This window comes from Enhydrobacter sp. (assembly GCA_025808875.1).
GTDB lineage: Bacteria > Pseudomonadota > Alphaproteobacteria > Reyranellales > Reyranellaceae > Reyranella.
In genome coordinates this window covers 2,145,067-2,168,914 of record CP075528.1, presented here as the reverse complement: position 1 = coordinate 2,168,914, position 23,848 = coordinate 2,145,067, and the positions used below count along the sequence as shown (strand labels likewise).

Annotated in this window: 21 protein-coding genes; 10 read left to right on the top strand and 11 right to left on the bottom strand. The window is 63.5% G+C overall.

All coding sequences use genetic code 11. From position 1 onward, the window contains the following. Positions 1 to 2: 2 nt before the first annotated feature. Together KIT25_10705 and KIT25_10700 are read right to left on the bottom strand one after the other, a co-directional pair. Positions 3 to 1,064, bottom strand: a complete 1,062-nt coding sequence (locus KIT25_10705; GenBank protein ID UYN97369.1) for an AI-2E family transporter — start codon at positions 1,062 to 1,064, stop codon at positions 3 to 5. A gap of 22 nt (positions 1,065 to 1,086) precedes the next feature. Beyond that, positions 1,087 to 2,124, bottom strand: a complete 1,038-nt coding sequence (locus KIT25_10700; GenBank protein UYN97368.1) for a DUF2066 domain-containing protein — start codon at positions 2,122 to 2,124, stop codon at positions 1,087 to 1,089. Here KIT25_10700 and purM point away from each other — a divergent pair. From purM to KIT25_10685, 3 genes are read left to right on the top strand one after another with little or no spacing between them, the layout of a single operon-like run. Next, on the top strand, positions 2,124 to 3,278 hold the full coding sequence (purM, locus tag KIT25_10695; GenBank protein ID UYN97367.1) for a phosphoribosylformylglycinamidine cyclo-ligase: 1,155 nt from the start codon (positions 2,124 to 2,126) through the stop codon (positions 3,276 to 3,278). The two genes, KIT25_10700 and purM, sit on opposite strands and share 1 nt — an antisense overlap. Further along, on the top strand, positions 3,266 to 3,916 hold the full coding sequence (locus KIT25_10690) for a phosphoribosylglycinamide formyltransferase (protein ID UYN97366.1): 651 nt from the start codon (positions 3,266 to 3,268) through the stop codon (positions 3,914 to 3,916). The genes purM and KIT25_10690 overlap by 13 nt, the downstream gene beginning before the upstream one ends. Before the next feature lie 40 nt (positions 3,917 to 3,956). Further along, a complete protein-coding gene (locus KIT25_10685; protein UYN97365.1) occupies positions 3,957 to 4,166 on the top strand; it encodes an aa3-type cytochrome c oxidase subunit IV in 210 nt (69 codons plus the stop codon). Positions 4,167 to 4,220: 54 nt separating this feature from the next. On the opposite strand, the gene ndk is transcribed toward KIT25_10685, so the two are convergent. Next, entirely contained in the window at positions 4,221 to 4,643 is a 423-nt protein-coding gene (gene ndk, locus KIT25_10680; protein ID UYN97364.1) for a nucleoside-diphosphate kinase, read from the bottom strand. A 113-nt stretch (positions 4,644 to 4,756) separates the two neighbouring features. Here ndk and KIT25_10675 point away from each other — a divergent pair, with 113 nt between their 5' ends. After that, complete coding sequence (locus KIT25_10675; GenBank protein ID UYN97363.1) at positions 4,757 to 6,625, top strand: ABC-F family ATP-binding cassette domain-containing protein; 1,869 nt, start codon at positions 4,757 to 4,759, stop codon at positions 6,623 to 6,625. On the opposite strand, the gene KIT25_10670 is transcribed toward KIT25_10675, so the two are convergent. Continuing rightward, entirely contained in the window at positions 6,626 to 7,828 is a 1,203-nt protein-coding gene (locus KIT25_10670) for an MFS transporter (protein UYN97362.1), read from the bottom strand. Positions 7,829 to 7,927: 99 nt separating this feature from the next. Between KIT25_10670 and KIT25_10665 the strand changes: the two genes are divergently transcribed. Together KIT25_10665 and KIT25_10660 are read left to right on the top strand one after the other, a co-directional pair. Continuing rightward, positions 7,928 to 8,965: a cyclase family protein gene (locus KIT25_10665; protein UYN97361.1), complete on the top strand. Its 1,038-nt coding sequence runs from the start codon at positions 7,928 to 7,930 to the stop codon at positions 8,963 to 8,965. Positions 8,966 to 8,976: 11 nt separating this feature from the next. Beyond that, positions 8,977 to 10,026: an FkbM family methyltransferase gene (locus tag KIT25_10660; protein ID UYN97360.1), complete on the top strand. Its 1,050-nt coding sequence runs from the start codon at positions 8,977 to 8,979 to the stop codon at positions 10,024 to 10,026. Positions 10,027 to 10,080: 54 nt separating this feature from the next. Here KIT25_10660 and KIT25_10655 read toward each other — a convergent pair whose 3' ends face one another. Continuing rightward, positions 10,081 to 10,533: a DNA polymerase III subunit chi gene (locus KIT25_10655; GenBank protein ID UYN97359.1), complete on the bottom strand. Its 453-nt coding sequence runs from the start codon at positions 10,531 to 10,533 to the stop codon at positions 10,081 to 10,083. A 7-nt stretch (positions 10,534 to 10,540) separates the two neighbouring features. Beyond that, positions 10,541 to 12,034, bottom strand: coding sequence for a leucyl aminopeptidase (locus KIT25_10650; GenBank protein ID UYN97358.1), 1,494 nt, complete (start codon positions 12,032 to 12,034; stop codon positions 10,541 to 10,543). A 116-nt stretch (positions 12,035 to 12,150) separates the two neighbouring features. Between KIT25_10650 and KIT25_10645 the strand changes: the two genes are divergently transcribed. Then, on the top strand, positions 12,151 to 13,485 hold the full coding sequence (locus tag KIT25_10645; protein ID UYN97357.1) for a nucleotide sugar dehydrogenase: 1,335 nt from the start codon (positions 12,151 to 12,153) through the stop codon (positions 13,483 to 13,485). Here KIT25_10645 and KIT25_10640 read toward each other — a convergent pair. Both KIT25_10640 and KIT25_10635 read right to left on the bottom strand, forming a co-directional pair. Beyond that, on the bottom strand, positions 13,482 to 15,053 hold the full coding sequence (locus KIT25_10640) for a hypothetical protein (GenBank protein UYN97356.1): 1,572 nt from the start codon (positions 15,051 to 15,053) through the stop codon (positions 13,482 to 13,484). The two genes, KIT25_10645 and KIT25_10640, sit on opposite strands and share 4 nt — an antisense overlap. Before the next feature lie 14 nt (positions 15,054 to 15,067). Then, positions 15,068 to 16,162 carry a tetratricopeptide repeat protein gene (locus KIT25_10635; GenBank protein UYN97355.1) on the bottom strand — a complete coding sequence of 365 codons (1,095 nt, stop codon included), beginning with the start codon at positions 16,160 to 16,162 and terminating at the stop codon, positions 15,068 to 15,070. 306 nt (positions 16,163 to 16,468) lie between these two features. On the opposite strand from KIT25_10635, the gene KIT25_10630 reads away from it, so the two are divergent. Next, positions 16,469 to 17,539, top strand: a complete 1,071-nt coding sequence (locus KIT25_10630; protein UYN97354.1) for a hypothetical protein — start codon at positions 16,469 to 16,471, stop codon at positions 17,537 to 17,539. Between the two features lie 6 nt (positions 17,540 to 17,545). Further along, positions 17,546 to 18,760: an HAD-IIIA family hydrolase gene (locus KIT25_10625; GenBank protein UYN97353.1), complete on the top strand. Its 1,215-nt coding sequence runs from the start codon at positions 17,546 to 17,548 to the stop codon at positions 18,758 to 18,760. Here KIT25_10625 and KIT25_10620 read toward each other — a convergent pair. Next, the gene (locus tag KIT25_10620) at positions 18,714 to 19,688 is read right to left on the bottom strand and encodes an aldo/keto reductase (GenBank protein UYN97352.1); all 975 of its coding nucleotides are present in this window, start codon (positions 19,686 to 19,688) and stop codon (positions 18,714 to 18,716) included. The two genes, KIT25_10625 and KIT25_10620, sit on opposite strands and share 47 nt — an antisense overlap. A 6-nt stretch (positions 19,689 to 19,694) precedes the next feature. Next, the gene (locus tag KIT25_10615) at positions 19,695 to 21,689 is read right to left on the bottom strand and encodes a cobalamin-dependent protein (protein ID UYN97351.1); all 1,995 of its coding nucleotides are present in this window, start codon (positions 21,687 to 21,689) and stop codon (positions 19,695 to 19,697) included. 451 nt (positions 21,690 to 22,140) lie between these two features. Between KIT25_10615 and KIT25_10610 the strand changes: the two genes are divergently transcribed. Continuing rightward, the gene (locus tag KIT25_10610) at positions 22,141 to 22,281 is read left to right on the top strand and encodes a hypothetical protein (protein ID UYN97350.1); all 141 of its coding nucleotides are present in this window, start codon (positions 22,141 to 22,143) and stop codon (positions 22,279 to 22,281) included. Positions 22,282 to 23,098: 817 nt separating this feature from the next. On the opposite strand, the gene KIT25_10605 is transcribed toward KIT25_10610, so the two are convergent. Next, a complete protein-coding gene (locus KIT25_10605; GenBank protein UYN97349.1) occupies positions 23,099 to 23,323 on the bottom strand; it encodes a hypothetical protein in 225 nt (74 codons plus the stop codon). Positions 23,324 to 23,848: the final 525 nt, after the last annotated feature.

Sequence of the window (23,848 nt, the reverse complement as noted above, 5' to 3'; positions counted from 1 at the left end):
ACTCACGGCGCGCCGTCGCCACGATAGAGCGGGCTGGCGCGATAGCGCTCAAGCAGATGGCGAACGACGACGCCGAGAACGGCCGAAATCGGCACCGCGACCAGAACGCCGACGAAACCGAACAGAGAACCGCCCGCGAGCAGCGCGAACATGATCCACACCGGGTGAAGTCCCACCCTGTCGCCCACCAGCTTGGGTGCCAGAACGTTTCCCTCGATGGCCTGACCAACGACGAAGATGCCCGCCACCTTCGCTACGCCCATCCAGTCGGGAGGAAATTGCGCCAGTGCCATACCGATGGCCAAAACGCCGCCGACAAAGGTACCGACATAGGGAATGAACGAGATCAGGCCGGCGGTGAGGCCGATGACGAAGCCGAACTGCAATCCGACCAACGTGAGGCCGCCGGCGTAGAAGCTGCCCAGAAGGAGACAGACCAATGCCTGGCCGCGCACATAGCCGGCAATGGCCGCGTTGGAGTCGTGCGCCAGTCTGCGGATCGTGTCGGCATGATCGAGCGGCAGGGCGCTGTCGATGGCGCCCAGCACCTTTTCCCAATCGCGCAACAGATAGAAGGTCACGACCGGCGTGAGAAACAGGAGCGCCAGCAGGTTGATGATGGCGATACCGCCCTGCGCCATCTTGCCCAGCACGCCGCCGACAGTGCCAAGCGCCTGCGCCGCCCAACGTGTCGCGGCCGCCTGCATGTCCGACAGGCCGAGCGGCTCCAGTCCGAGCCGCTCGCGCACCGGCTCGATCATCGGCTGCAGACGCATGGCCGCCTGCACGGCGTACTGCGGCGCCTTGACGATCAACTCCTCGAGTTGGTTGTAAAGGGGCGGCAAAATGGCCGTCAGAACCCCAACGCCTATCACGACGGCCAATGCGGTCGCGACGACCGTTCCCCAGGTGCGCGACAATCCATGACGGCGCAGACGGATGACCAGCGGATCGAAGAAATAAGCGACGACCGCTCCGACCACGAATGGCAGCAGAATGTCGTTCAGCAGCCATAGCGCCAGGACGAAGGCGACGGTCACTCCCAGCCAGAAGCGCCAGCGCATGGCCTGGGACGATGTGTTCATCTCAACGCGGCTGCAGGCGCCACTTGTCGGTGTCCCTGTCGAGCAGCAGGCCGGCTTGTGCCAGAGTGCTCCGGAGTTGGTCCGTGGTACCGTAGTACTCGAGGCGAATGTCGGCCCGATCCGACTCGAGCGAGCGTACCTCGACCCCCTTCACCGCAGGAACGGCACCGAGGCGCTGGCGCACCTGGACCCAATCCGCGAGGCCGCGGATCGGCACGGTAACGTCTAGCGCATCCTGCGAATCTCGCCTCACGACGGCGACGTTGCGCCACTCCTCGTCGAGACGGGTGTGCATCTTCTTCGCCGCGTCGGCGAGGTCCTTCTCGCCAGCCACTTGGACCCTCGGCAGTTCGCTGCGCGCCCCGGTCTGGGCATCGTAGCGCAACCCCCAAATCGTCAACCCGCCGGTTTGCTTGTCGCCCTCGACGATGGCCACCACCAGGGTCGGCGCCCGGTAGCGCTCGTTGAGTCGCGACAAGGCCGACACGTCGCCGACGAACGCCTCCTCCACGGACAGCGCGTTTTCGTCCAGCTGGTCGCCGCGCACGACATTCACCGGGACGGCGCTTCCAGTGGTATCGAGCGTGCGCCACGCCTCGCGCCATGCATTCTGATCGTCGAGCGGCTCGACGCCGTTCTTGCCCTTCCACAGCGGGATCACGAGAGCAGGCCGCGCCACCGTTTCGATCATGCCGACGTCACCGCGCCTGAGCCACTCCTTCACCGGCTCGGTGCCGAAGACCACGCCGAGCGTGGCAATGTAACGATTGGGCAACGTGCGCTCGCGCGCGAACTCGACGCCACGGACCATGCCGGAGAGTGTGGCGTCGTCGAGCGGGGGCACTTTGCTCCTATCCTCCGGCGCTACCATGCGCTCGACCAACAGTTTGGCCGCGCGACGCTCGGCCTCCCGGATGCCCTGCTGGCGAGCCTGGACGGCATCGGGGCCGGTCACGTCCACGTCGATGCCGCCGATGGTCAAGGTGTTGCCACTGGAGATCTGGGCATTTGCCGCTCCGCCCGCCGCGAGCGCCGCCAATGCGACGAGAATCGTGGAAAACCAACAGACGGGCGGCATTGCGGGGGTCCGGTTTTTGGTTATGTTCGCGCCATCTGTTTAGCACGAATGAGCCCGGCTTGAAGCCCGACGCCAAAGGCCATAATCGGCCACCCCTGACCTACAAGGACGCCGGTGTCGACATCGATGCGGGCGATACCCTGGTCGAGCATATCAAGCCGCTGGCGCGCAGCACGGACCGCGCGGGAGTCTTGGGCAGTCTCGGCGGCTTCGGCGGGTTGTTCGATCTCAAGGCCGCAGGCTTCAGCGACCCTATCCTGGTCTCGGGCACGGACGGTGTCGGCACCAAGCTCAAGGTGGCGATCGAAGCGGGCATTCCCGACACCGTGGGTATCGATCTCGTGGCGATGTGCGTAAACGACATTGTCGTTCAGGGCGCCGAGCCGCTGTTCTTCCTCGACTACTACGCCACTGGCCGCCTCGATGTCGAAGCGGGGCGTCGCGTCGTCGCCGGGATCGCCGAGGGCTGCCGGCGGGCCGGCTGCGCGCTGATCGGCGGCGAGACAGCGGAGATGCCCGGGATGTACGCCGCTGGCGACTACGACCTGGCGGGCTTCGCCGTCGGCGCCGCCGAGCGTGGCCAGCTCTTGCCGCGTGCCGATATTGCCGCCGGCGACGTGGTACTCGGGCTTGCCTCGAGCGGTCTTCACTCCAACGGGTTTTCGTTGGTGCGCAAGGTCATGGAACGCAGTCCCCATGATGTAGCCATGCTGCTCGAGCCGACGCGCATCTACGTCAAGTCGTTGCTGGCAGCCATCCGCGACACAGGGGCGGTCAAAGGACTCGCTCACATCACCGGCGGCGGCCTGCCCGGCAACGTGCCGCGCTGCCTGCCCGACGGCACTCGCGCGCGGCTCGACGCACGGCAATGGAAGGCGCCGGCCGTCTTCGGCTGGCTGCGCGACGCCGGTCGCGTACCGACCGACGATATGCTGCGCACGTTCAATTGCGGACTGGGCATGATCGTCATCGTCACCAAGAGCGATGCGGGCCGCGTCGTCAAGGCACTGACGGGTGCCGGTGAATCGGTCCACGAGGTCGGCGTGATCGAGAGCACCCCTGGCACGGAGGCCGGCTGCGTCGTAGAGAACGCCGACGCGCTATGGCGAAACTGAGGGTCGGAATCCTGATCTCGGGGCACGGTACCAACATGGCCGCCCTGATCGAGGCGGCGCGCGCGGCCGAGTTTCCCGCCGAGGTCGCCTGTGTTGTGAGCAACCTCTCCCATGCGCCCGGCGTCGCCGTGGCTCGAAGCCTGGGCACGCCGACATTCGTCCTGCCGCATCGTGACTTCGCCGACCGCGATTCCTTCGACCGGGCGGTCTCGGCCAAGCTCGAAGAGCACGGTGTGAGTTTGGTTGCCCTGGCGGGCTTCATGCGCATCCTCAGCCCGTGGTTTCCCGGTCGGTGGCCGCAGCGGATGATCAACATCCATCCGTCGCTCCTTCCTGCCTTCCCGGGCCTGCACGTGCATGAGCGTGTACTCAAGGCTGGCGTGCGCCTGAGCGGGTGCACCGTGCACGTCGTCACGCCCGACCTCGATGGCGGCCCGATTGTCGCCCAAGCCGCGGTGCCCGTGCTGCCCGGGGACAGCGCCGCAGCGCTGGCCGCCCGGGTCCGCCGCCAGGAGCATCGCCTCTACCCCACGGTCGTGCGCTGGTACGGCGAAGGCCGCGTCGCCATCGTGAACGGCCGTGTCACCGTGGCGGGCGCTGCGCCGGGGGATACGCTGCTCTTCTCGACCGAGCCCTAGTCGGATATATATCCGCTGGAACTTTCAACAAGGGACCGCCATGGCCACCGATACGACCACCCAAGAGTACCGCGAGCACCGCGACACCTACGAATCCTTCAACAAGCTCGTGTTGTTCACGATCCTCTGGGTCGTGCTGCTGCTGTGCTGCATGGCGCTCGGCCTGGTCGGCAACCTGCCGGTCATCTCGTTGCTGTTTGGTATCGGCGGCACCTTGGCCCTGATCGTCGGGTTCGCCGTCCTCAGTTGACAGCCGCGACCGCCCGGACCGAAGAGAAGCGGCCCGTTCGGGCCGCTTTTCGTTTCAGCCGACGATCTCGCAGCCGGCAAAGAAATAGGCAATCTCGATCGCCGCGTTTTCCGGCGAATCGGAGCCGTGCACCGAGTTGGCCTCGATCGATTCGGCAAAATCCTTTCGGATCGTGCCGGCGGCAGCGTTGGCTGGGTTGGTTGCCCCCATGATCTCGCGATTGCGGGCGATGGCATTCTCGCCCTCGAGTACCTGCACCACGACCGGGCCCGAGGTCATGAAGCTGCAAAGGTCGTTGAAGAATGGCCGCGCCTGGTGAACGCCGTAGAACTGCTCGGCCTGCTGGCGGCTCATCCAGATGCGTTTCTGGGCAACGATGCGCAGGCCGGCCTCCTCGAACCGGGCGTTGATCCTGCCGGTCAGGTTCCGTCGTGTCGCGTCCGGCTTGATGATGGAAAAAGTGCGTTCGACGGCCATAAAAACCCTCTTGCCAGTGTGCCTAGTGCCGGTGGGCGGGCCTTATAGACGCGAGGTTCGAGGGCGGCAAGCGGTTGGTCCTGGTGCGCGCGCATGCTACACGCGCCCGCCTCATGTTGCACGTCAACGACCTTTCCTTCCGCCACGGCGAGCGGGTGCTGTTCGAGCGCGCCTCGGTGGCCATTTCCGACGGCTGGAAGGTCGGCTTGGTTGGCCGCAATGGCGCGGGCAAGTCCACGCTGTTGCGCCTGATCCAGGGCGAGGCTGAGGCCGATGGTGGCGACATCAACATGACCGGCCGCATGCGCGTCGGTTCGGTACCCCAAGACCCGCCGGGCGGCGAGATCGCGGTGCTCGAAGCGGTGCTGGCGGCCGACGCGGAGCGCAGGTCCCTACTGGCGGAGGCGGATCATTGTCAGGACGGGGCTCGGCTCGCTGAGATCCACGCCCGCCTCGACGAGATCGGGGCGGCATCTGGACCGGCGCGGGCGGCGTCCATCTTGAGCGGTCTGGGCTTTGACAACGCCGCCCAGTCGCGGCCTTGCCGCGAGTTCTCCGGTGGCTGGCGCATGCGCGTGGCGCTGGCCGGCACGCTGTTCAGCGACCCCGACCTGCTGATTCTCGATGAGCCGTCGAACCATCTCGACCTCGAGGCGCAATTCTGGCTGACAGAACACCTCAAGCGCTTTCGCGGCACGCTGCTGATGGTAAGCCACGACCGGGACTTGCTCAACGACGTGTGCGACCACATTGTGCACATCGATCAGCAGAAGCTCGTCACCTACACTGGTAATTATAGCACCTTCGAGCGCACCCGCGCAGAGCGACTGGAGAACGACGCAGCCCAGCGCGCCAAGAACGAGGCGCGCCGCCAGCACATGCAAGCCTTCGTAGATCGATTCCGCTACAAGGCGAGCAAAGCCCGCCAAGCGCAGTCGCGCCTCAAAATGATCGAGAAGCTCGGTCCGATGGCCGCCGTGCCGATCGATGAGCACTTCGCCTTCAGCTTCCCGCCGCCCGACCAGCTTGCCTCGCCGATCAAGACACTCGACGAGGTGACGGTCGGCTATGGCGACGGCCCTGCGATCCTGCGCAAGCTCGATCTGCGCCTCGACATGGACGATCGGATCGCACTGCTGGGCCAGAATGGCAACGGCAAGTCGACGTTCATCCGCGTGCTATCCGACCGTCTCACACCACGCGAAGGCAGGATCAAGCACTCGCCCCGCCTGCGCATCGGCTATTTCTCGCAGGACCAGGAGGAGGAACTCGACTACGACGCGACGCCGTTCGAGCACATGAACCGCGCCCTGGGGCCTGGCACGGCCGAGCACAAGGTGCGCGCCCAGCTCGGACGGTTCGGGTTCTCGCGCGAGCGCGCGGACTTCAAGACCGGTGTGCTGTCGGGCGGCGAGAAGACACGGTTGTTGCTGGCCCTTGCCACACGCAGCGCGCCTCATCTGTTGTTGCTCGACGAACCGACCAACCATCTCGACATGGATGCCCGCGAATCGCTGATCGCGGCCATCAACGAGTTTGACGGCGCCGTCGTGCTGGTCAGCCACGACACGCACCTCGTCAAGATGGTCGCCGACCAGCTCTGGTTGGTGGCTGGCGGCACAGTGACGGCTTTCGAGGGCGACATCGACGACTACCAGGCGACGTTGCTGCGCGAGCGTGGCGCCAGGCCCGCCAGGGAGGCTCGCCTGAAGAAAGAGAAGCCGCCGCCGTTGCCAGCTGTCCAGACCGAGAGGCCGAAGAAGGGTCATCTCAAGCGCGCCGTGGAAAAGGCCGAGAAGGCCTTGGCAGACCTCACCGGACAAAGGGCCGAGATAGAAGCCAAGTTAGCCGATCCCGCGACCTACGCCGGAGCGCCGTCGGTCGTCGCCGATCTGCAGAAGGAGAAGCTGCGGCTCGAGCGTGAACTCGCGCACGCCGAACATGATTGGCTTGCAGCGCAGGAAGCGCTGGAGGCCGCATGATTACTCGGCGGCGGCGGTTGCAATCCTCGGCGTTGTCTGGCGGATCAGCATCACGAGCACGGCGTTGATCACATAGAGCAAGATCGCGATCCAGAAGATTGTAGCCGGCATGCCGTGTGTCATCAGGAAACCAAACACCAGCGGGGCCAGGAACGAGCCTACGTCGAGTCCCGAATAGACGAAGCCGAACACCTTGCCCGAGGCCCCGGGCGGAGTGGCGTTACGCACGATCATGTCGCGCGACGGACCGGTGACGCCGCCGGCGAACCCCGCCACCGCCAGCAGCGGTAACAGCACCTCAGCAGGAACATTGTGGAGCGCGATCGGCACGGTGAAAGCCGCAGCCACCAGAAGCCCGATGGCCGCCACCCGGTCGTGGTTACGAACCCGGTCGGCGAAAAAGCCTCCCGCCAGCACGCCGGCCGCAGAACCCACGATGAACACAGTCAGACAGAGCGCTGCATAGCGCTGCTCGATACCGAACATTTGCGTCCAGGCAGGTACAGCAAACTGTTGGATACCGACGGTGGTGGCCGCGATCAACGCGAAGTAGACCAGACAAATCAGGATGGGCACTTGGAGGAAGAGGCTCATGCTCATACCGCCGCCCTGCCTCGCCACCGCAACGCGGACCTCGACCCTGTGATCGACAAAGTCGTTCCGAAACATCCAGATCAAGACGGCCAGCAGCAGGCCCGGCACGGCACCGATCAGCGCTGCGCCAACCCATCCGACCAGTTCGTTGAGAAAGTACATTACCGGTGCGGCGGCCCAGCCGAGGGAACCTCCTACGCCGTGGATCGAGTAGGCGCGGCCCAGCTTGCCCTGATTCACCGACGCATTGAGTAGGGCGAAATCTGCAGGATGGAACACGCTGTTTCCGAGGCCTGCCACGACTGCAATGGCGGCAAAGCCCCAGAACGAGTCGACGGTCGAAATCAGACCCAGGGCAACCCCTATGGAGGCAAGTCCGGCCGCGAGGATTGGCCGCCCCCCGAACCGATCAACGGCGAAACCTGCTGCTGTCTGACCGATGCCCGAGACGCCATAGAATAGACCACCCAGAAGGCCGATATCATCGAAACCAAGCCCCGCCTTCTCCCGCACAATCAATAGCATCGTGACGAAAGCCAACTGGTAGTAGTGGCTGGCCCCATGAGCTATGCCAACCAAGCTGATGACGCGGGCATCGCGAGAGGACATGGTCAAGAACATAGTCTATCCGCGAAACCGATGCCGAGCAGATTTGCGCGTGGGAGCCATGCAGACGTAGTCTCCCTTCCCGCGAAAGGGGGCAAATGCATGAAGCGCTGGAAGTATCGCCCGGACGGCTCGACCTGGGGCGATTGGGGCGACGACGACCAACTCGGACGGCTCAATCTCATAACACCCAAGAAAGTGCTGGAAGGCATCGCCGAGGTGAAGGAAGGCATCTCCTTCTGCCTGTCGCTGCCGCTCGATTTCCCAGGCGGCAACGTGCTCAATCCGCGGCGGCTGCCGCCGGTGTTGTCGCCCACGGGTGACGAAAACGGCTGGCGCTTCAACTTCCTCACCAATTCGCTCAATCCCCGATTCCAGGACGTCGCCAGCGACGATCGCGTCATCCTGACGTTGCAGTATTCGACGCAGTGGGACACGCTCTGCCATGTCGGTGGGCTGTTCGATGCCGACGGCGACGGCGTGCCCGAGCCCCTCTACTACAACGGCTTCAAGCCAGGCTCCGACGTGGTCGGCCCGCAGCCCGATGCCGCCGGAGACGGATGCGGCCACCTCAGCTTCGCGCACAAACTCGGCGTCGAGAACATGGCGGCCAAACCCATTCAGGGGCGCGCCGTCATGGTCGACCTCGAGAAGCACTACGGCCGAGCTCACAAGTTCGTCGATTTCGACGACTTCAAGCGTGTCCTCGAAGCCGACAAGGTCGCCGTCGAACCGGGCGACCTGCTCTTGCTTCACACCGGGTTTAGCGACGAGATCGTGAAGATGAACAAGCAGGTCGACCCCACCCGGGCGCACGCCATGTGCTGTGTGCTGGAAGGCCGCGACAAACGGCTGCTGGAGTGGATCACCGAGAGCCAAATCTCCGCCCTGATCGCCGACAACTATGGGGTGGAAGGTGTACCGGCCAATCCAGGCCCGCCCGACGCCGACCATCCCTCGTTGCCGTTGCACAATCACTGCCTGTTCAAGCTCGGTCTCAATCTCGGCGAACTTTGGTGGCTGAAGGATCTCGCTCTTTGGCTGCGCGAGCGCAAACGGTCGCGTTTCCTGCTTACGGCGCCGCCGCTGCGCCTCCCGGGAGCGGTGGGCTCGCCGGCCAACCCCATTGCAACGGTTTGATGCAACCATTTGTGGCACTCGTCGCAAAGGGGCTTGGAGCCGCGCGGTTCACCCTGCTCGATGTCGGCTGCTCAGGCGGAATCGACGCGCGCTGGCGAACCTTCGGCAGGCACCTCAGGGCACTCGCAATCGACGCCAGTGAAGCCGAGTGCAGGCGCCTGCGCGGCCTCGAGCAACACCCCGACATCGAGTACCTAGCGGCTTTCGTGGCCGGTTCTGCTGACAGCAGAATCGACCTCGAACGCGGTCAAGCGTCGCCACTGATCATGAGGATGCGCGACCGCCTTTCCTTCATGCGCACGCGCGAAATACGAGAAGCGCGCCTGAGCCAAGCCGCGATCGAGGAGAAGCTCCGCCACAATGCATGGGAGCTGACCCGGCTCGCCGATCACACCAGGCCGCTGGCGGTGCCCGACCTGCTCGCCGCCCGGGCATGGACAGACGTCGACTACCTGAAGATAGACATCGACGGCTCGGACTTCGAAGTACTGCAGTCCCTCGACGGCCGATTCGAGGCGCTGGGTGTCCTCGGCGTGCAGCTTGAGGTCAACTTCGTCGGCACGGACGCGGCAACCGAACACGCCTTCCACAACACCGACCGCTTCATGCGGCGGCAAGGCTACGATCTTTTCCGGTTGGACGTGCGCACCTACTCCTCACGTGCGCTGCCTGCCCGCTACGTCTGGCCGACCCCGGCCGAGACGGTATCGGGCCGCCCTTGGCAGGGCGAGGCCTACTACGCACGCGATGTCGGCACGGCTTTAGATGCGGGAAAAACCGCCAAACTCGCGGCCGTCTTTTCCGCCTGGAACGTGCCCGACGTCGCCGCCGAGCTGCTGCACGCCAATCGTACGCTCCTCGCACCGCTGTTCGACGTCGACATCGGCCTCGACCTGCTGGCAGCCCAGATCCAGCCCGACGGAGCTCGCAAGCTCGACTACCGCGCGTACATGAAGGCTTTCGAGGCCGACGATCCGTCCTTCTATCGTCGCGAAGGGAACATCGGACTCGGAGAACGCCTGCAAGCCGCGTGGCGTGCCTTCAGGCGACCACGCCCCTGATGGCACGCTCGTAAGCGGCCGTTCGATTGAACGTCAAGCGCATTCATCGCCTGGTCACGCCTTTTTCTCCCAGCCACCTGCCGGAGTCTGTTGCCAATAGATGACCGCATGGCCAGCGGCCTTGTAGGCGCGCCAACGTTCGCGGCTCTCGGCCACGGCGGCCTCGTCGCGACCGTCAAACAGCTCAAAGCACCGCTTGAACTCCCCCACCTTGTCAGAACGACCCCGGTCGGCGACGAACAGAAAGCCCGCGCTATTGGGATTCTCGTCGAGATGCGTGAGCCAGACCGGCTGACGGTCGGCCTCCCCGTCCTTGACCGACCCGTGCGGCAGGAAGCTGCCCGGGTCGAAACTCCAGAGATGGGTGTTGATCGCATCGACCCTTTCCGGAGATCCCAGCAGCACGACGGCGCGCTCACCCGCCTGCAACGTCTTCAGCAACAGCCGGGGAAGTGCGTCTTCCAGCGACGAACGGGTCAGATGATAGAAGTTGACCTCTGTCGCCATGGCCGCATCAACGCTCGTAGTTGTCCGCGATCAACTTGTCGAGCAGGCGCACGCCAAAGGCAGTCGCCCCCTTCGGGCTCGTCGCGTCGCCTTTGCTCGACCAGGCGACGCCCGCGATGTCGATGTGCGCCCAGGCGACGCCATCTTGTACGAAGCGCTGAAGGAATTGCGCCGCCGTGATCGAACTGCCATCGCGCCCTGCACTGACGTTCTTCATATCGGCAATATCTGAATCGATCAGCTTGTCGTACTTGGCGCCGAGAGGCATGCGCCACAGCTTCTCGCCGAGTTCAGAGCCTGCGGCGCGTAGCCTGTTGGAGAGCGTGGAATTGTTCGAGAACAGGCCGGCTCTCTCGTGGCCGAGAGCCACCACGATCGCACCCGTGAGCGTCGACAGCTCGACCATGGCCTGCGGCTTGAATTTCTCCTGCGCGTACCACATGGCATCGCAAAGGATCAGCCGGCCTTCGGCATCCGTGTTGATCACCTCGACAGTCTGCCCAGACATGCTCTTCACGACGTCGCCGGGACGCTGCGCCTTGCCATCGGGCATGTTCTCGACCAAGGCGCAGATGCCGATGACATTGGCCCTGGCCTTGCGGCCGGCGAGCAGACGCATCGCACCGACCACTGCGCCAGCACCACCCATGTCCCACTTCATGTCTTCCATGCCGCCGGCCGGTTTGAGGGAGATGCCACCAGTGTCGAAGCAAACACCCTTGCCGATCAGCGCGACAGGTTGCTGCGACTTCGGTCCGTTCATCCAGCGCATCACCAGGAGCTGGGACTCGCGCTCGCTGCCCTGCCCGACACCGAGCAGCACATGCATGCCAAGCTTCTTCATCTCAGCTTCGCCGAGGATCTCGACTTTGACGCCAAGCTTGGAGAGTTCGCGGGCCCGCCGGCCGAACTCGACCGGATAGAGCACGTTGGCCGGCTCGCTCACCAGGTCTCGCGTGAAGAACACCGCGCCGATGGTGGGCTCCAGCCGCTCATAGGCGCGCCGTGCTTCGGCGGGGCCTGCGACATGGACCGTGATCTGCTCGAGGGAAAGCTTCTGTTCAGGCTTGTCTTTCGTTTTGTACCTGTCGAATCGGTAGTGCCTCAGCTGCGCGCCGAGTGCGATCCGGGCGGCGATCTGGTTGGGCGTGAGACGACTGCCCTTTATCGAGTCCACAACCACTGAAACCGTCTTGTGCCCGGCGGCGTTGGCCTCGGCAGCGATCACGCCGCCCAGGCTCTCGGCGGCTCGAGCGTCGAGTTCCCGCCCCTTGCCGACCCCCAGCAGGAGCAGGCGTGCGACCCCGCCGGTATCGCCCAGGATCGTGAGCGTCTGCCCCTTGGCTCCGGTGAAGCGCCCGGCGCCGAGCGCCTGCGCCAGGACACCGCCCCCGGTCTTATCCAGTGACTGCGCCGTTGCGAGGAGTTGCTTGTCCGCCGCGACGAAGACCGCGACGTTGCCGGAGAAGGCCTTCGGAAAGGCCGAAAATTCCACTTTCATTCGGATCCCTCGCTTTCGTGCTGTTTTTCGCCCCTGCGACGCGACAGCGCAAGTCGCCAATTGCCTCCGATGCCCGCCGACAGTATCAGTACCGGCCCCTCGAACTGGGAACGGAAATGACCTCAGGAGCTCTTCCCCGCGTCAACGTGGTCGGTCTCGGCAAACTCGGCGCACCGCTCGCGGCGGTCCTGGCCAGCCGCGGATTCAACGTCATCGGCCTCGACGTCAACAAGACGCTGGTCGATGCGATGAACGGCGGAAAGATGCCGATCATCGAGCCCCAACTCAACGAATTGATTGCCGCGAACAAGGCGCGGCTGTCGGCCACCATGGACGCCGACGACGCTGTGCACAGTACCGACGCTAGCTTCGTCATCGTGCCTACCCCTTCGGACAACACGGGCTTTTTCTCGAATCGCTTCGTGTTGCAGGCCATGGAGACCCTCGGCAAGGCTTTGCGCAAGAAGAGCGGCTACCACATGGTCGTCATCACATCGACCGTGATGCCGGGCTCGACCGGTGGCGAGATCAAGGCTGCGCTGGAGATCGCCTCGGGCCGCAAGGTCGGTGCCGATCTCGGCCTTTGTTACAACCCGGAATTCATCGCGCTCGGCAGTGTCGTGCGCGACATGCTCTTTCCCGATTCGATCCTGATCGGCGAAGGCGATTCCAAGGCCGGCGACATGCTGGAGACCATCTACCGGCAGCTATGCGAGAACAAACCTCCGGTGCAGCGCATGAACTGGATCAGCGCCGAGTTGACCAAAATCTCGGTGAATACGTACGTCACCACCAAGATTTCCTACGCCAACATGCTCGCCGACATTTGCGACCGTCTGCCGGGCGCCGACGTCGATGTCGTGACCAAGGCCTTGGGGGCCGATACCCGTATTGGCGCGAAGTACCTGAAGGGTGCCATGGGTTACGGCGGACCGTGCTTCCCGCGTGACAACGTCGCCTTTGCCGCGCTTGCCCGCAAAATCGGCGCGCGCGCCGATGTGGCTGAGGCAACTGATCGCATCAACCACTACCAGGTCGACCGGCTCTCGGGCCTGGTCGCCAAGTTCGCCAAGTCCGGCACACGTATCGCCATCCTCGGCCTCTCCTACAAGCCTCAAACCCCGGTCGTCGAGGAGAGCCACAGCGTGAAGCTGGCCATGAAACTCGCTGACGCGGGCTATGTCGTCACCGTCCACGACCCACTGGCACAGGACGAAGCATTGCACGTGCTGGGCGACAAGGTCGTCGGCGCGTCGTCCCTGGATGGCGCGGTGCGCGACTGCGACTTGCTGATCATCGGAACGGGCTGGCCCGAATATAAGGCGATAGATCCCACGTGGTGCCGGCGCAGCGGCGACCAGCGACTCACGATCCTCGACTTGTGGCGTACCCTGCCGGCCGACAAGTTCAACAACGTGGCCGACGTCATTTACCTCGGCTATGGCCGTTAGGCCCGCTTCTTAAACTTGAAGATCTTGGCGGTCCTGGATTCGCGCGGAAGCGGTGAGCCCGCCAGCACCTGGCTGCAGAACGGATTGATGTTGGCGCCGATGTAGTCGGTGAAGACAGGCCAGTACTTATTGTAGATCACGTTCACGCCGATGAAGCGGCGCGGCAGCTTGCGACGCGCCGGCCGCGTCTCCGCCTCGGTAGACGCAGCCTGGCGAAACAGCTTTTCCACGCCTTTCAGCCGTTTCCGATCGAGCGGCCCTGCCTCCCTGCCCGTCCGCACCGGGTCGTCGATCTTCTGCGTCGCGAGACCGAACTCGAACAGGAACAAATCCGTACGACGCAGAAGGTCGCCAAATCGGCCGGTCTGAATGACGGGGTGGTCCGTCGGGATTCCCTCGCACTCCCGCGGTACGAGGATCGGGCCGCTGAAGCCCATGCCCTGCCATGCCGTGGCAAAGTGCTGGACGAAATCCGCGCGCGTCGCCACCACCATAAGAGCGGTGTCGCGTGGATAGGTCAGGACCTGATCGGCGACGAACGGCAGCGTATGCGGCAAGTCGTAGGTCAGGTCGTCGAAGAGATGCCACTCGCAACTCGTGTTGGTAAACGGCACCGTAGCGGGCGCGATCGCCTTGTCGAGGCCAGCGACGTAGCGTTCATAGGACGTTTCACGGTCCAGCCTAATCTCCTCGATCTCCGTGTCGGGCCAACCCCAATTGTCAGCTTGCTCCGGGAGGTACGGCGAAGACACGTTCCAGATGTACTGGTCGTGGCTGTTCATGGTCGTCTTGCGGCCCTTGTTGTTGGCCGCGGCGACGCGGGTGTGATCGCAGTGATAGCCGAACACCTTGTCGATCAGCGTGTCGACTCGGCCGCGATAGAGCACGAGGCGTGCCGCGAGATTGGAATCGCAATGCCAGCCCAGGATCATCGTCTCGTCGAAGCCATGGATGGCGAACATGTCCTCGCGTAGCGCAGCCTGGAAGTCGCCCAGCGCGTCGTAGCGCATCGGCATGAAATTGTGGACGACCTGGTTGAGGTGGAAGCGGACCGACCAATCCCGCAGCTTGGCGAGGTTTCCGGCCGGGTCCCGGCGGTCGAACGCGGCCTCCCAGAGCATCTCCGGGATCTCGAAGCGCGGCACCTGGTAGAAACCGTCCGGGACGGCGCCGAGGATGTCGGAGAGCGATTCCCCCAGGGTACGAGGCACCAGCAACATGTCGGTGTTGGTGTAGAGAATCCAACGGTTGCGCGGATTGGAGCGGCGCAGGGCGATGTTGCGCGACTGCGACTCCAGTGCGACCAGATGAGTCTTCGACTTGAGCGGAACGTGCTGCTCGGGTCGAACACGCAGGACACGCATGTGCCTCTTGGCCTTGTCCGTCAGCGTGTCGTGGATCGCCTCGGGAAAGGTCGGATGGTCGTCCGGCGTATTGTAGTCGACGAACAGGATCTCGTCGTCCGGATCGGACATCACCTCGGCAAGCGCATTGAAGCTGATCGCCGCACGCTTGTGCAGATTGTAGCCGTGGGTGTCGTTGCGCCCGTAGATGATGACTGAGAACATCGATTCTCTCCGGGTCAGCGGTGTGCCAGTTCGTTGCGCGCGGCCGCATGCTCGATCAAGGACGGCGGGCTATGCTGCGTCGCCTCCTTCCATTGCCCGAGCTGGAAGGCGAGCTCAGCCAGCCTCTCGGGCGTCGTCGCCTGCGCGCGCGCCTGCGCCTCAGCGATCCGGTCAAGGTGGAGGTCGATCAGCAGCCCAGGCCACGTGTCGCCTCTCGCCGGCTCGATCTCACCGATCGGCCTCTCGAGCCGCTTGAGGGCGGTCAGCTGGTACAGCTTCCAATAAGTCTCATCTGGCTCCCGCGCCGCCGCGCGTTCGAGTTCGGGCAGCGCTGCCGAATAGTCGGCGAGCCGCATTGCCACGCAAGCCCGCGCGGCCGACTGGGCGTCGGGCAGAAGCTCGAGCTGGCGTCGCCAATCCTCGTTGGCTCTTTGCAACCTGCCATGAGCCATGTAGGCAATACCTCGAGCATTGAGGGATTCGACGTCCCTCGGGTTCGCCGACAAGGCCGCGTCGAAGGCCTTGATCGCCTCGCGATACCGGCCCAATGCCGAGAGCGCCTCCCCTCTGAGCGCGATGAGATCCGGATCGTTCTGCTTGATCTTCAGGGCATTGTCGTAACAGCGAAGGGCGTCGGCCGGACGCCCCTGAACCAGAAAGGCGTTCCCACAGGCGAGATGCGGAAATGCGCCGGTCTTGATCCTTTGCAGCGCCAGTTCGTAGGAATCGACTTCGAAACTGAACCGGCCGGGGCGGCGAAACACGTAGCGGCGGTCGGGCGTTCCCGGTCGCTGCGCGGCCCAAATCCGACGCGCTCGCGCATATTCGCGTCCAGCGGCCTCGACATCACCTGCCATGTCACTCGATTCGGCGCGCGCTGCGATCGCCTCGGCATAGTCCGGCACCAGTTCGAGAGCCCGCTCGAAGTCGGCCGCAGCCTCGGCCGTCTCACCTGCCCGCATATGCAGGCGCCCCCTGCGGAACAGGCCTCTGCTTCTCCGCTCGGGGTCGGCACTGCGGATCTCCGCCTCGAAATCGTCGGCGGGCCGGCGGCGCCACAGTCCGCTCACCCCTGCGATGGCAGATTGCAGCAGGTTAGGCTTGGTCAAGTCCCCGAATTCCCTACAGCGTCGAAGCGCGCGTGTTTTCTGTTTGTCGTCGGCACTCGAGTACAACGTCCTGCGGCGCGCGAACTGGTCATCACACACAAGGCGCGGCCCATCCTTGCGAGGTGCGTCCCGCTAGCGCAGCCGCCGTTTGCCGTCAAGGCGCGGTCGAGGGCCGGTCCGGATAGACCCTAGTCCGACATGCGCACTAGTGCCTCGGCTGACGACGCGATATATGGGGCTTCCTCTTGGCCGCCCGGCCCATTTGCTCGGCCCGTTTCCCAGTATCGGCTCAGAATCAGATTACGGATGACGTCAGTTCCTTATCTCAGTGTCATCGGATGGGTACGTAATGACGGGTACACCGATGGTTATGTCGAGCGGATTCGGCGCGCGACCGGCTTTCTGGTGAATCAACTCAACCGGCACCATGTCCCCGCGGAAATCGTCGTCGTCGAATGGAATCCGCCGCCCGACCGCCCCCTGATGGCCGACGCGTTGGCCGGCCTCGATGCGGGCGGTTATGTCAGCGTTCGAGTCGTGATCGTCGATGGCCGATTCCATCGACCCTTGATCGGTTCGACTCTCAAAGGCATGCACGTTCTCAATGCAGCCAACGTAGGACTGCGGCGTGCACGGGGGCGCTTCATCGTACCCAAGGCAATCGATACGTTCTTCACCGATTGTGTGATCGAACACATCGCGCGACAGCAGCTCAGGAATGACGAGGTCTACCGATGCGATCGTTACGACGTCACGATCCAGTCGAACGAATGGTTGGAGTGGGGTGACGACGAACTCATCGAACGCATGGCGGAACGAGTCACCTTTCATCACGATCGCCTCGTACAGAGCCCCGAGTGGGGAATGCGCGACTTGCACACGAATGCCTGTGGCGACTTCACCCTCATGGACGCCGTCCATTGGCACTCGATCCGGGGATTCCAGGACGATCCTTCTGTACTGTGTCTCGATGCCGACTCGATCGTCCTTCATGCGGCGGCGGCGCGTGGCGTGCGCGAGGTATGCTGGCCCGACGGATGCCGCGTCTATAAGATCAGGCACGACAACGTGTTTGCCCATCGCATCTCCGAGGAGTGGAAGGACTGGCAACGCCACCTCGACCGCTTCGCCACCAAGCGCTTCTCGCCGACCACTCGCATTCGTCTCCGCATGTTTCTGGACTATCCAAGGCGGCGGGTGCGAGGTATCGACGGTGTCATTGGTCCCTCGATCGAGCGCAACTTCGTGATGAAGGCTCGGCGCTATGCACGAAGTGACATTTCCCTCGTCACCAATTCCGCCGATTGGGGTCTCGCGCATGAAAGGTTGCTCGAGCGCACGACCGTGCGGGCTGATTGGGACAATGCCGGCGACTGACAGACCATGACCGTCACACAGGCCGTCTGCCTCGTCGGCGGTCGCGGAACGAGGCTGGGTGCGCTGACCGACAACCTCCCCAAGCCAATGCTGAACGTCGGCGGCCGGCCTTTTCTCGACTATCTCCTGCATGAAGCGCGTCGGTTCGGCCTCAAGCACATGATCCTTCTGACCGGCTATCGGGCTGGCGAGTTCGCGAGCTATCATGGTCGACAGATCGGATCCCTGTCGATCGAGGTGGTGGTCGAACCCGAGGCCGCCGGAACCGGTGGCGCCCTCGCTTACGCGGCAGACCGGCTCGACCGGCAGTTCTTTCTGCTCAACGGCGATTCGTTCTTCGATTTCAACTGGTTGTCGTTGACCGACACGGCGGGGGCGCGCGACTGGATCGTACGGGCGGCGCTGGCTGCCGACGTCCAAGGCAATCGCTACGGCCGCGTCGACATTGTTGACGGACGCGTTCGGGGCTTCTTCCCAAGAGGACATAGCGATCTGCCGATCAATGCCGGAATCTATCTGGTCCGCCGCACCTTGCTCGACCACGTGAAGCAACTGCCCTGCTCTCTCGAGAACGAGATACTGCCCCAACTGGCGCAGCAAGGGCTGCTTGCCGGCCATGCCGTGCCGGGCTCCTTCATCGATATCGGCACGCCCGAGGACTTCACCCGGGCGCAGGAGTTGATGCCGGCCTACATGCGACGACCGGCCGTATTCCTCGACCGAGACGGCGTGCTGAACCGCGACGACGGCTACGTGCATCGTGCCGATCAAGTGCGTTGGATCGACGGGGCGATCGACGCCGTGCGCTGGCTGAACGACTCCGGGTACTACGTCTTCGTCGTGACCAATCAAGCCGGCGTGGCCCGTGGTTACTACCCGGAGGAAGCGGTCCACGATTTGCACGCCTGGATGCAGACACAGATGCAGCTTCAAGGCGCCCATGTCGACGCTTTCGAACACTGCCCGTATCACCCCGAAAGCATGATCGAGCGGTATCGGTTGGCATCCGACCGACGAAAGCCCAAGCCTGGCATGATCCTCCAGCTGCAGCGCGACTGGACGACTGTACCCCAGCGCTCTTTCCTGATCGGAGATCGCGACAGCGATATCGAAGCCGCGCACGCGGCGAGCATCCGAGGCTACAGGTTCCCAGGAGGCAACCTGCTCGACTTCGTCAAGCGTTGCGCGCTGGCGCCACGAAGAACTGGCGGCGACGGTTGATCGCCAGGACCGCCGCAACGGCCTCAGGGGCCAACGCGCCGTCCGCACCGGAGGCGTTCTGATCCGCCTCGGTCGGCGTGAGAATGCCGGGAATCACGGTCGCAACGGCGTCGAATGCCAGGCAGAACCGCAGCGCGGCGCGAACCGCCGCCAGCCCCGCCGGCGCCTGGACCGCCGCGAGAATCTCCTGGGCACCGTCGATCCAGTTGTCCAACTGGGGCCTCGGCCAACCCAACCTGTGATCGCCCGGTGGAAACCGCGTGGATCGGGTAATGGCCCCCGTCAGGAAACCGAAGCAAAGCGGCGTCCTCGCTATGAAGCCGACACGTCCTGCGGCCGTTCGTTCGAGCAGGCCGGATGTCACTGCCCGCACGTCCATCATGTTCAGGTTCGCCTGCACCGCAGGGACATCGACGGCTTCGAGCGCCTCGAGCGCCTGTTGCGGACCCTTCGCGGAGATGCCCCAGGAGCGCGCCTTGCCGTCCTTGATCAGGCGCGCGAGGGCCTCCTGAAGATCCGGCCGGCGCAGCGCGTCGAGCGGCGGATTGTGGAGTTGGAACAGATCGATGTAGTCGAACCGCAGGCGTCTCAGGCTGCGCTCGGCCGAAGCCACGATCGAGGTGGCGGAGAAATCGGGCGCCTTGTCCCAGGATTCGTACCCTGCCTTGGTGGCGACGATGACCGAAGCGCGCGCCGCGCCCGCAAAGGCCCGACCGATCAGCTCCTCGCTGTGGCCGTTGCCATAGGCGCTGGATGTGTCGAAAAAGTTGATGCCCCGATCGGCAGCCCGCTTCAGGGCGGCGAGCGAGGTCGCGTCGTCGGTGTCGCCGTACGACGTTTCACCGACTGTCCGCCCTCCGATGCCCCAGGCTCCGAATCCGATCTCGGAGACCGAGAGACCGGTGCGACCCAGCGTACGGTACTTCATGCCTGATCAATAGTGTCCGGCCAGCTCCGGTGTGATCTCCACGGCGCGCGGCGTGTAGAGATAGGCACCCTTCTTGTTGCCCCACCACACGATCTCGCGACACCACTTCTGGAAATCGTCGTAGCGCTTGCTCAAACGGTCGATTTCGACTTCGATCATCGTCTCCTTGAGCAACGGCTGTTCGCCGTTGCGCACCTTGTGCCAGTAGTCGAGCAGGTCGTAGCGCAGCCTGATACGGCTGTTCTCCGTGGCAAACGGTTGATGGACGAGCGCACCATTCAGCTTCACCGCCTCGTCGATCACGTCCATGGCCAGATTGGCGTGACGGGCCCGCAGCGTCTCCGCCAGCAGCTTGCCGGCCTCGGCGTAAAACGCGGCGACGCGCCCCTCGTCGGTCAGCTTGACGAAGATGTACTCGTCGGCCGGCCAGTAGATGCCCAGATACTCCCTGGAAAAGACGTACTCCGCGCCTCCTTCCTGGATCGACCTCGCCTCGCTGTGAAAGAAGTCGTTGATTTCGGCGATCAACGGATAGGCTTCGCGTTCGGCAGCCATGAAGGCTTCGATCATGTCCCGGTACGATATGCCCGAGATGCCGTGCGCCAGGATCAGCGGGATCTGAAACAGCTTGTCGAAGTGCAGCAACGCCGTCATCCAGCAGAAAACGCGCGTGCGCCGCCAGTCCGCGAGCGGCGTTGCCGCCGTGGCGATGACGAGGTCCTGCACCTCTGGTACGTCGTCGTCCAGCTCGACTCGTTCGCCGTGGATGTTGATGATCTTCGATTCGATCGTGATCATGCCGTACTTCTTCTGATACGCAGGATCGCCCATCTCGGCATTGGGTAGGATCGAGAGATTGTTGAACTGGATGCGGTTGTGCTGGCCGTTCTCCATGAGCTGGTCGACGCCGCGGACGAACGACTCGTAGGTCTCGCCGGGCAGGCCAAGGATAAGGTCGGAGTAGGTCTCGACCTTGTCCCTGGTGAAGCGGCGCTGGAGCTCCATGTAGGTGTCGAGTGAGATGTTGTCGCGCTTGATCGCCTCGAGCGTGGTCATGTCCACGCTCTGCATGGAAAGGGCCACGCCCTTGTTCAAGCCGGCGTCCGACAGAATCTTCTGGGTGAGATAGGCCCGCTCGGTTGCGTTCTTGGTGTTCTGCACCGACAGGGCCACCGGATAGCCGGTCTGCTTCTTCACGTCGGCGACATAATTGGCGATGTCGACGTCGCGCTTCTGAATGCCGAAATTGGCATCGCAGCAGAAGATGTATTCGATCTTCTTCTTCGCAAACCAATCGACTTCGTGGAACAGCCGCTCTTCACCGAACTTCGTCACCTTGCCGGCGGTGGCCGAGCCCCAGTCGCAGAAGGTGCAGCGGAACGGACAGCCACGATTTGTTTCCCACAGGCCGATCCAGCTCTCGCTGGGGTTGGCCTTCATGATCGAGTCGAAAGCCCCCTCGAGGAACGGCGAGGGGATCTCATCGAGATCGCGTACGCGGTCGATGTTCGGGTTGCGCACGAAGCTGCCATCTTCCTTGACCAAGCTGACGCCAGCGAGCTTCGACCAGGCCTCGCGGTCCGGGAACGCCTCCAAGAGCTTCAGGAAGGTCCGCTCGCCCTCGTTGTGGACGGCAAGGTCGATCTGCGGATTGGCGCGCAGGAAGGCCTCCGGCTGGTCAGGCACGTGCGGGCCGCCGAACACGACTACGATACCGGGTTTCAGCGCCTTGAGCCGCCGGGCGATCTCGAGCGAGATGCGGCCGTTCCAGACGTAGGTCGAAAACCCGACCAGATCAGCGTCCTTCATGGTTTCGACCGCATCGGCGATGCGGACGCGCTTGTAGAGCGGGGTCAGGAAGTCATACCGGCCGGGATTGGGCGAGAACTTCTGCACATAGGTCTGCAGAAGTGCGATCGAGTACGGCAGGTAATTCTGGCCCGAGAACGAGTTGTTGATCTGGACCAGGCCGATCTTGAGCTGTCCGTTCGGCGTCGACATTTACGCTCCGGTGATATGACCCCGGCCAAGCCACGCTGGCGGGCGCCGAAGAAGAAGCCGTTGAACCCTACTGGTAAATCGGCGGCTCAGATATGGCAATAGGGTTGCGCCGTCTAGTCCCTTGAGCCGCCACGGTTTATGGAAGGTCATGGATTTCAAAGGTAAGAAAATACTAATCGCAGGCGGCTCCGGGTTCATTGGTTCTGGCACTGCGCCTCGCCGAGCGAGGTGCACAACCAAGGCTCACGGTCCACAAGAAGCCCCTACAGGCCCCTTGAGCGGTGCCGAAATGGTTACAGCCAACCCCGATCTGCATCTCGCCTTCAACATCCGGCAAGGGCTCCTTGATGAAGCCGGTCCTGGAGACGGAGTCGCTGGCTTCAGGGGCTGAGTTGCGTTTCGATCGTCCCGCCCCAGCACCATTCCGGTACGGCAGATGGACAATCGGCCCGTGAAGGAGGTCGGCTTCGCGGCCCGGTTGCCGCTGAAGAAAGGTCTGCAACACCCGATCACCTGGTATCGGCAGCACCGCCATGCCCATCCATCAGGAGGTATCGACCTACTAGACGCGCGCAACTTCATTACAACCTAACGGTGGTTAACGGTGGCGGAGACGGTCGAACCGGCGACCGGCCCCAGATGTTGTGTGAATGGATGCGTGGGCCGTTTCGATCGTTCGCACACACCCAATCGCGGCTGCGGAAACTACGGAAACCCGGAAGACGAGTTGGAGTCCGCTCGGGCGAAGCCACAGCCCTTCGCAGAAACCGCACAAACCGCAGAAACCTGCCGCGATAGTTCCGGACCGGGACGAAGGAGTGCGGCGGAAATACCGGAAACCCCGGAAACCCGGCGCCGTGAGCCGGACTGGACGGTCATAAACGAACCTTCGTCCCGTTTTTCGGGTTCGTGATGTTTCACGATAACGGCGGATAACGGCAGTGACTCCCGCTTTACGTAAACGGCAGCCGGATCCTGGATCGAAGACGGCAGGCGCACACATGGGTGCGAGCCCAGGGGAGTCGCACGCGCCGTTCCAATCTGGTCGACGATTCGCGAATCGCCCTTTGATTCTCCACGATACTTTTCGAGCTGCTTGGCCACGCCGCCGGTCGCGCTTCGCCGACTCCAATGTAACGAGAATCAGACGGGCTTTTGACGGTTGGCTGCTGCGCAGCGGACGCCGGCTGTCGCGCAAGACCGTGAGTTCGCGCACCACGGTGAGCTGTCGGCGGCACGTCGCCGAAACCGCAGGACCCGCAGAAACCTCGATCGCAGCCGCCACGGCCTCACGCAAACGCAAGCCGGCGTCGATCCGAACAGGAGCACATGCACACATGCGGTTACGTTAGGCGCCCGCGTCCCTTCGCTCCAATCTGGTTCACCGGTGGAAAAATTGTCGTGGAGAGTCAAGGGACGAAGGCGAACCGGTAGACCACCCTGTCGGCCGATGAGATCTTCACCCCCCCCCCCCCCGCACTGCCCGCAGCCGTGGCTCCGACTTGGCTGGCGAATCGTGGCTCGGACCCGAAATCGACTTCGCCCGAGATCTCGTCGATGGCAATGTTCGTCGGCCGCACGTCGATTTGGGTCGGTCGGTTATGCGACGAGGCCATGTCGAACTTGCGGGCCACCGCTCGCTCGAGCCCGTCCAATAGCGGCCCTTCGCCCAAGCCACCGGCGCAAGCGCAGTTGCCCCACGTACTGGCCGTCGGTCCAGTCATAGCCGCCCTCGCACTTGCGGCCGATATTGCCGATCCGTCATTTATGGCTGATTGTCCGCCATTGCGATGAGGTTGCCCCGTCTAGCCCTTCGAGTAGGCGGACTTGTCCGATTTGGGAATGGAATAGTGTTCATGTGTCACCGCCAAACGAACCAACTGTACAAACGAATGTTGCGCCGGCGAGGGAAGATCCACTGACGCTACTGGTTGCAGCCTTCGCATAAGGCCACCAAAATAATCTATCGACATTCCAGCCACACCCTGCTTCATCGACCCGTTTCGGGACCCATGCGGCAGCGTCGGGCCTATTCATCAAGTACTAAGGGCATGACCGTCCAGTGCGAGTACCTCCTCAAGAACAAGTGAAGGCTCTGCGAACTTCCACCGAAGACGCTTTGATCCGCTGGCTGTCCAATGTTCTACCCCTTGGTCTGC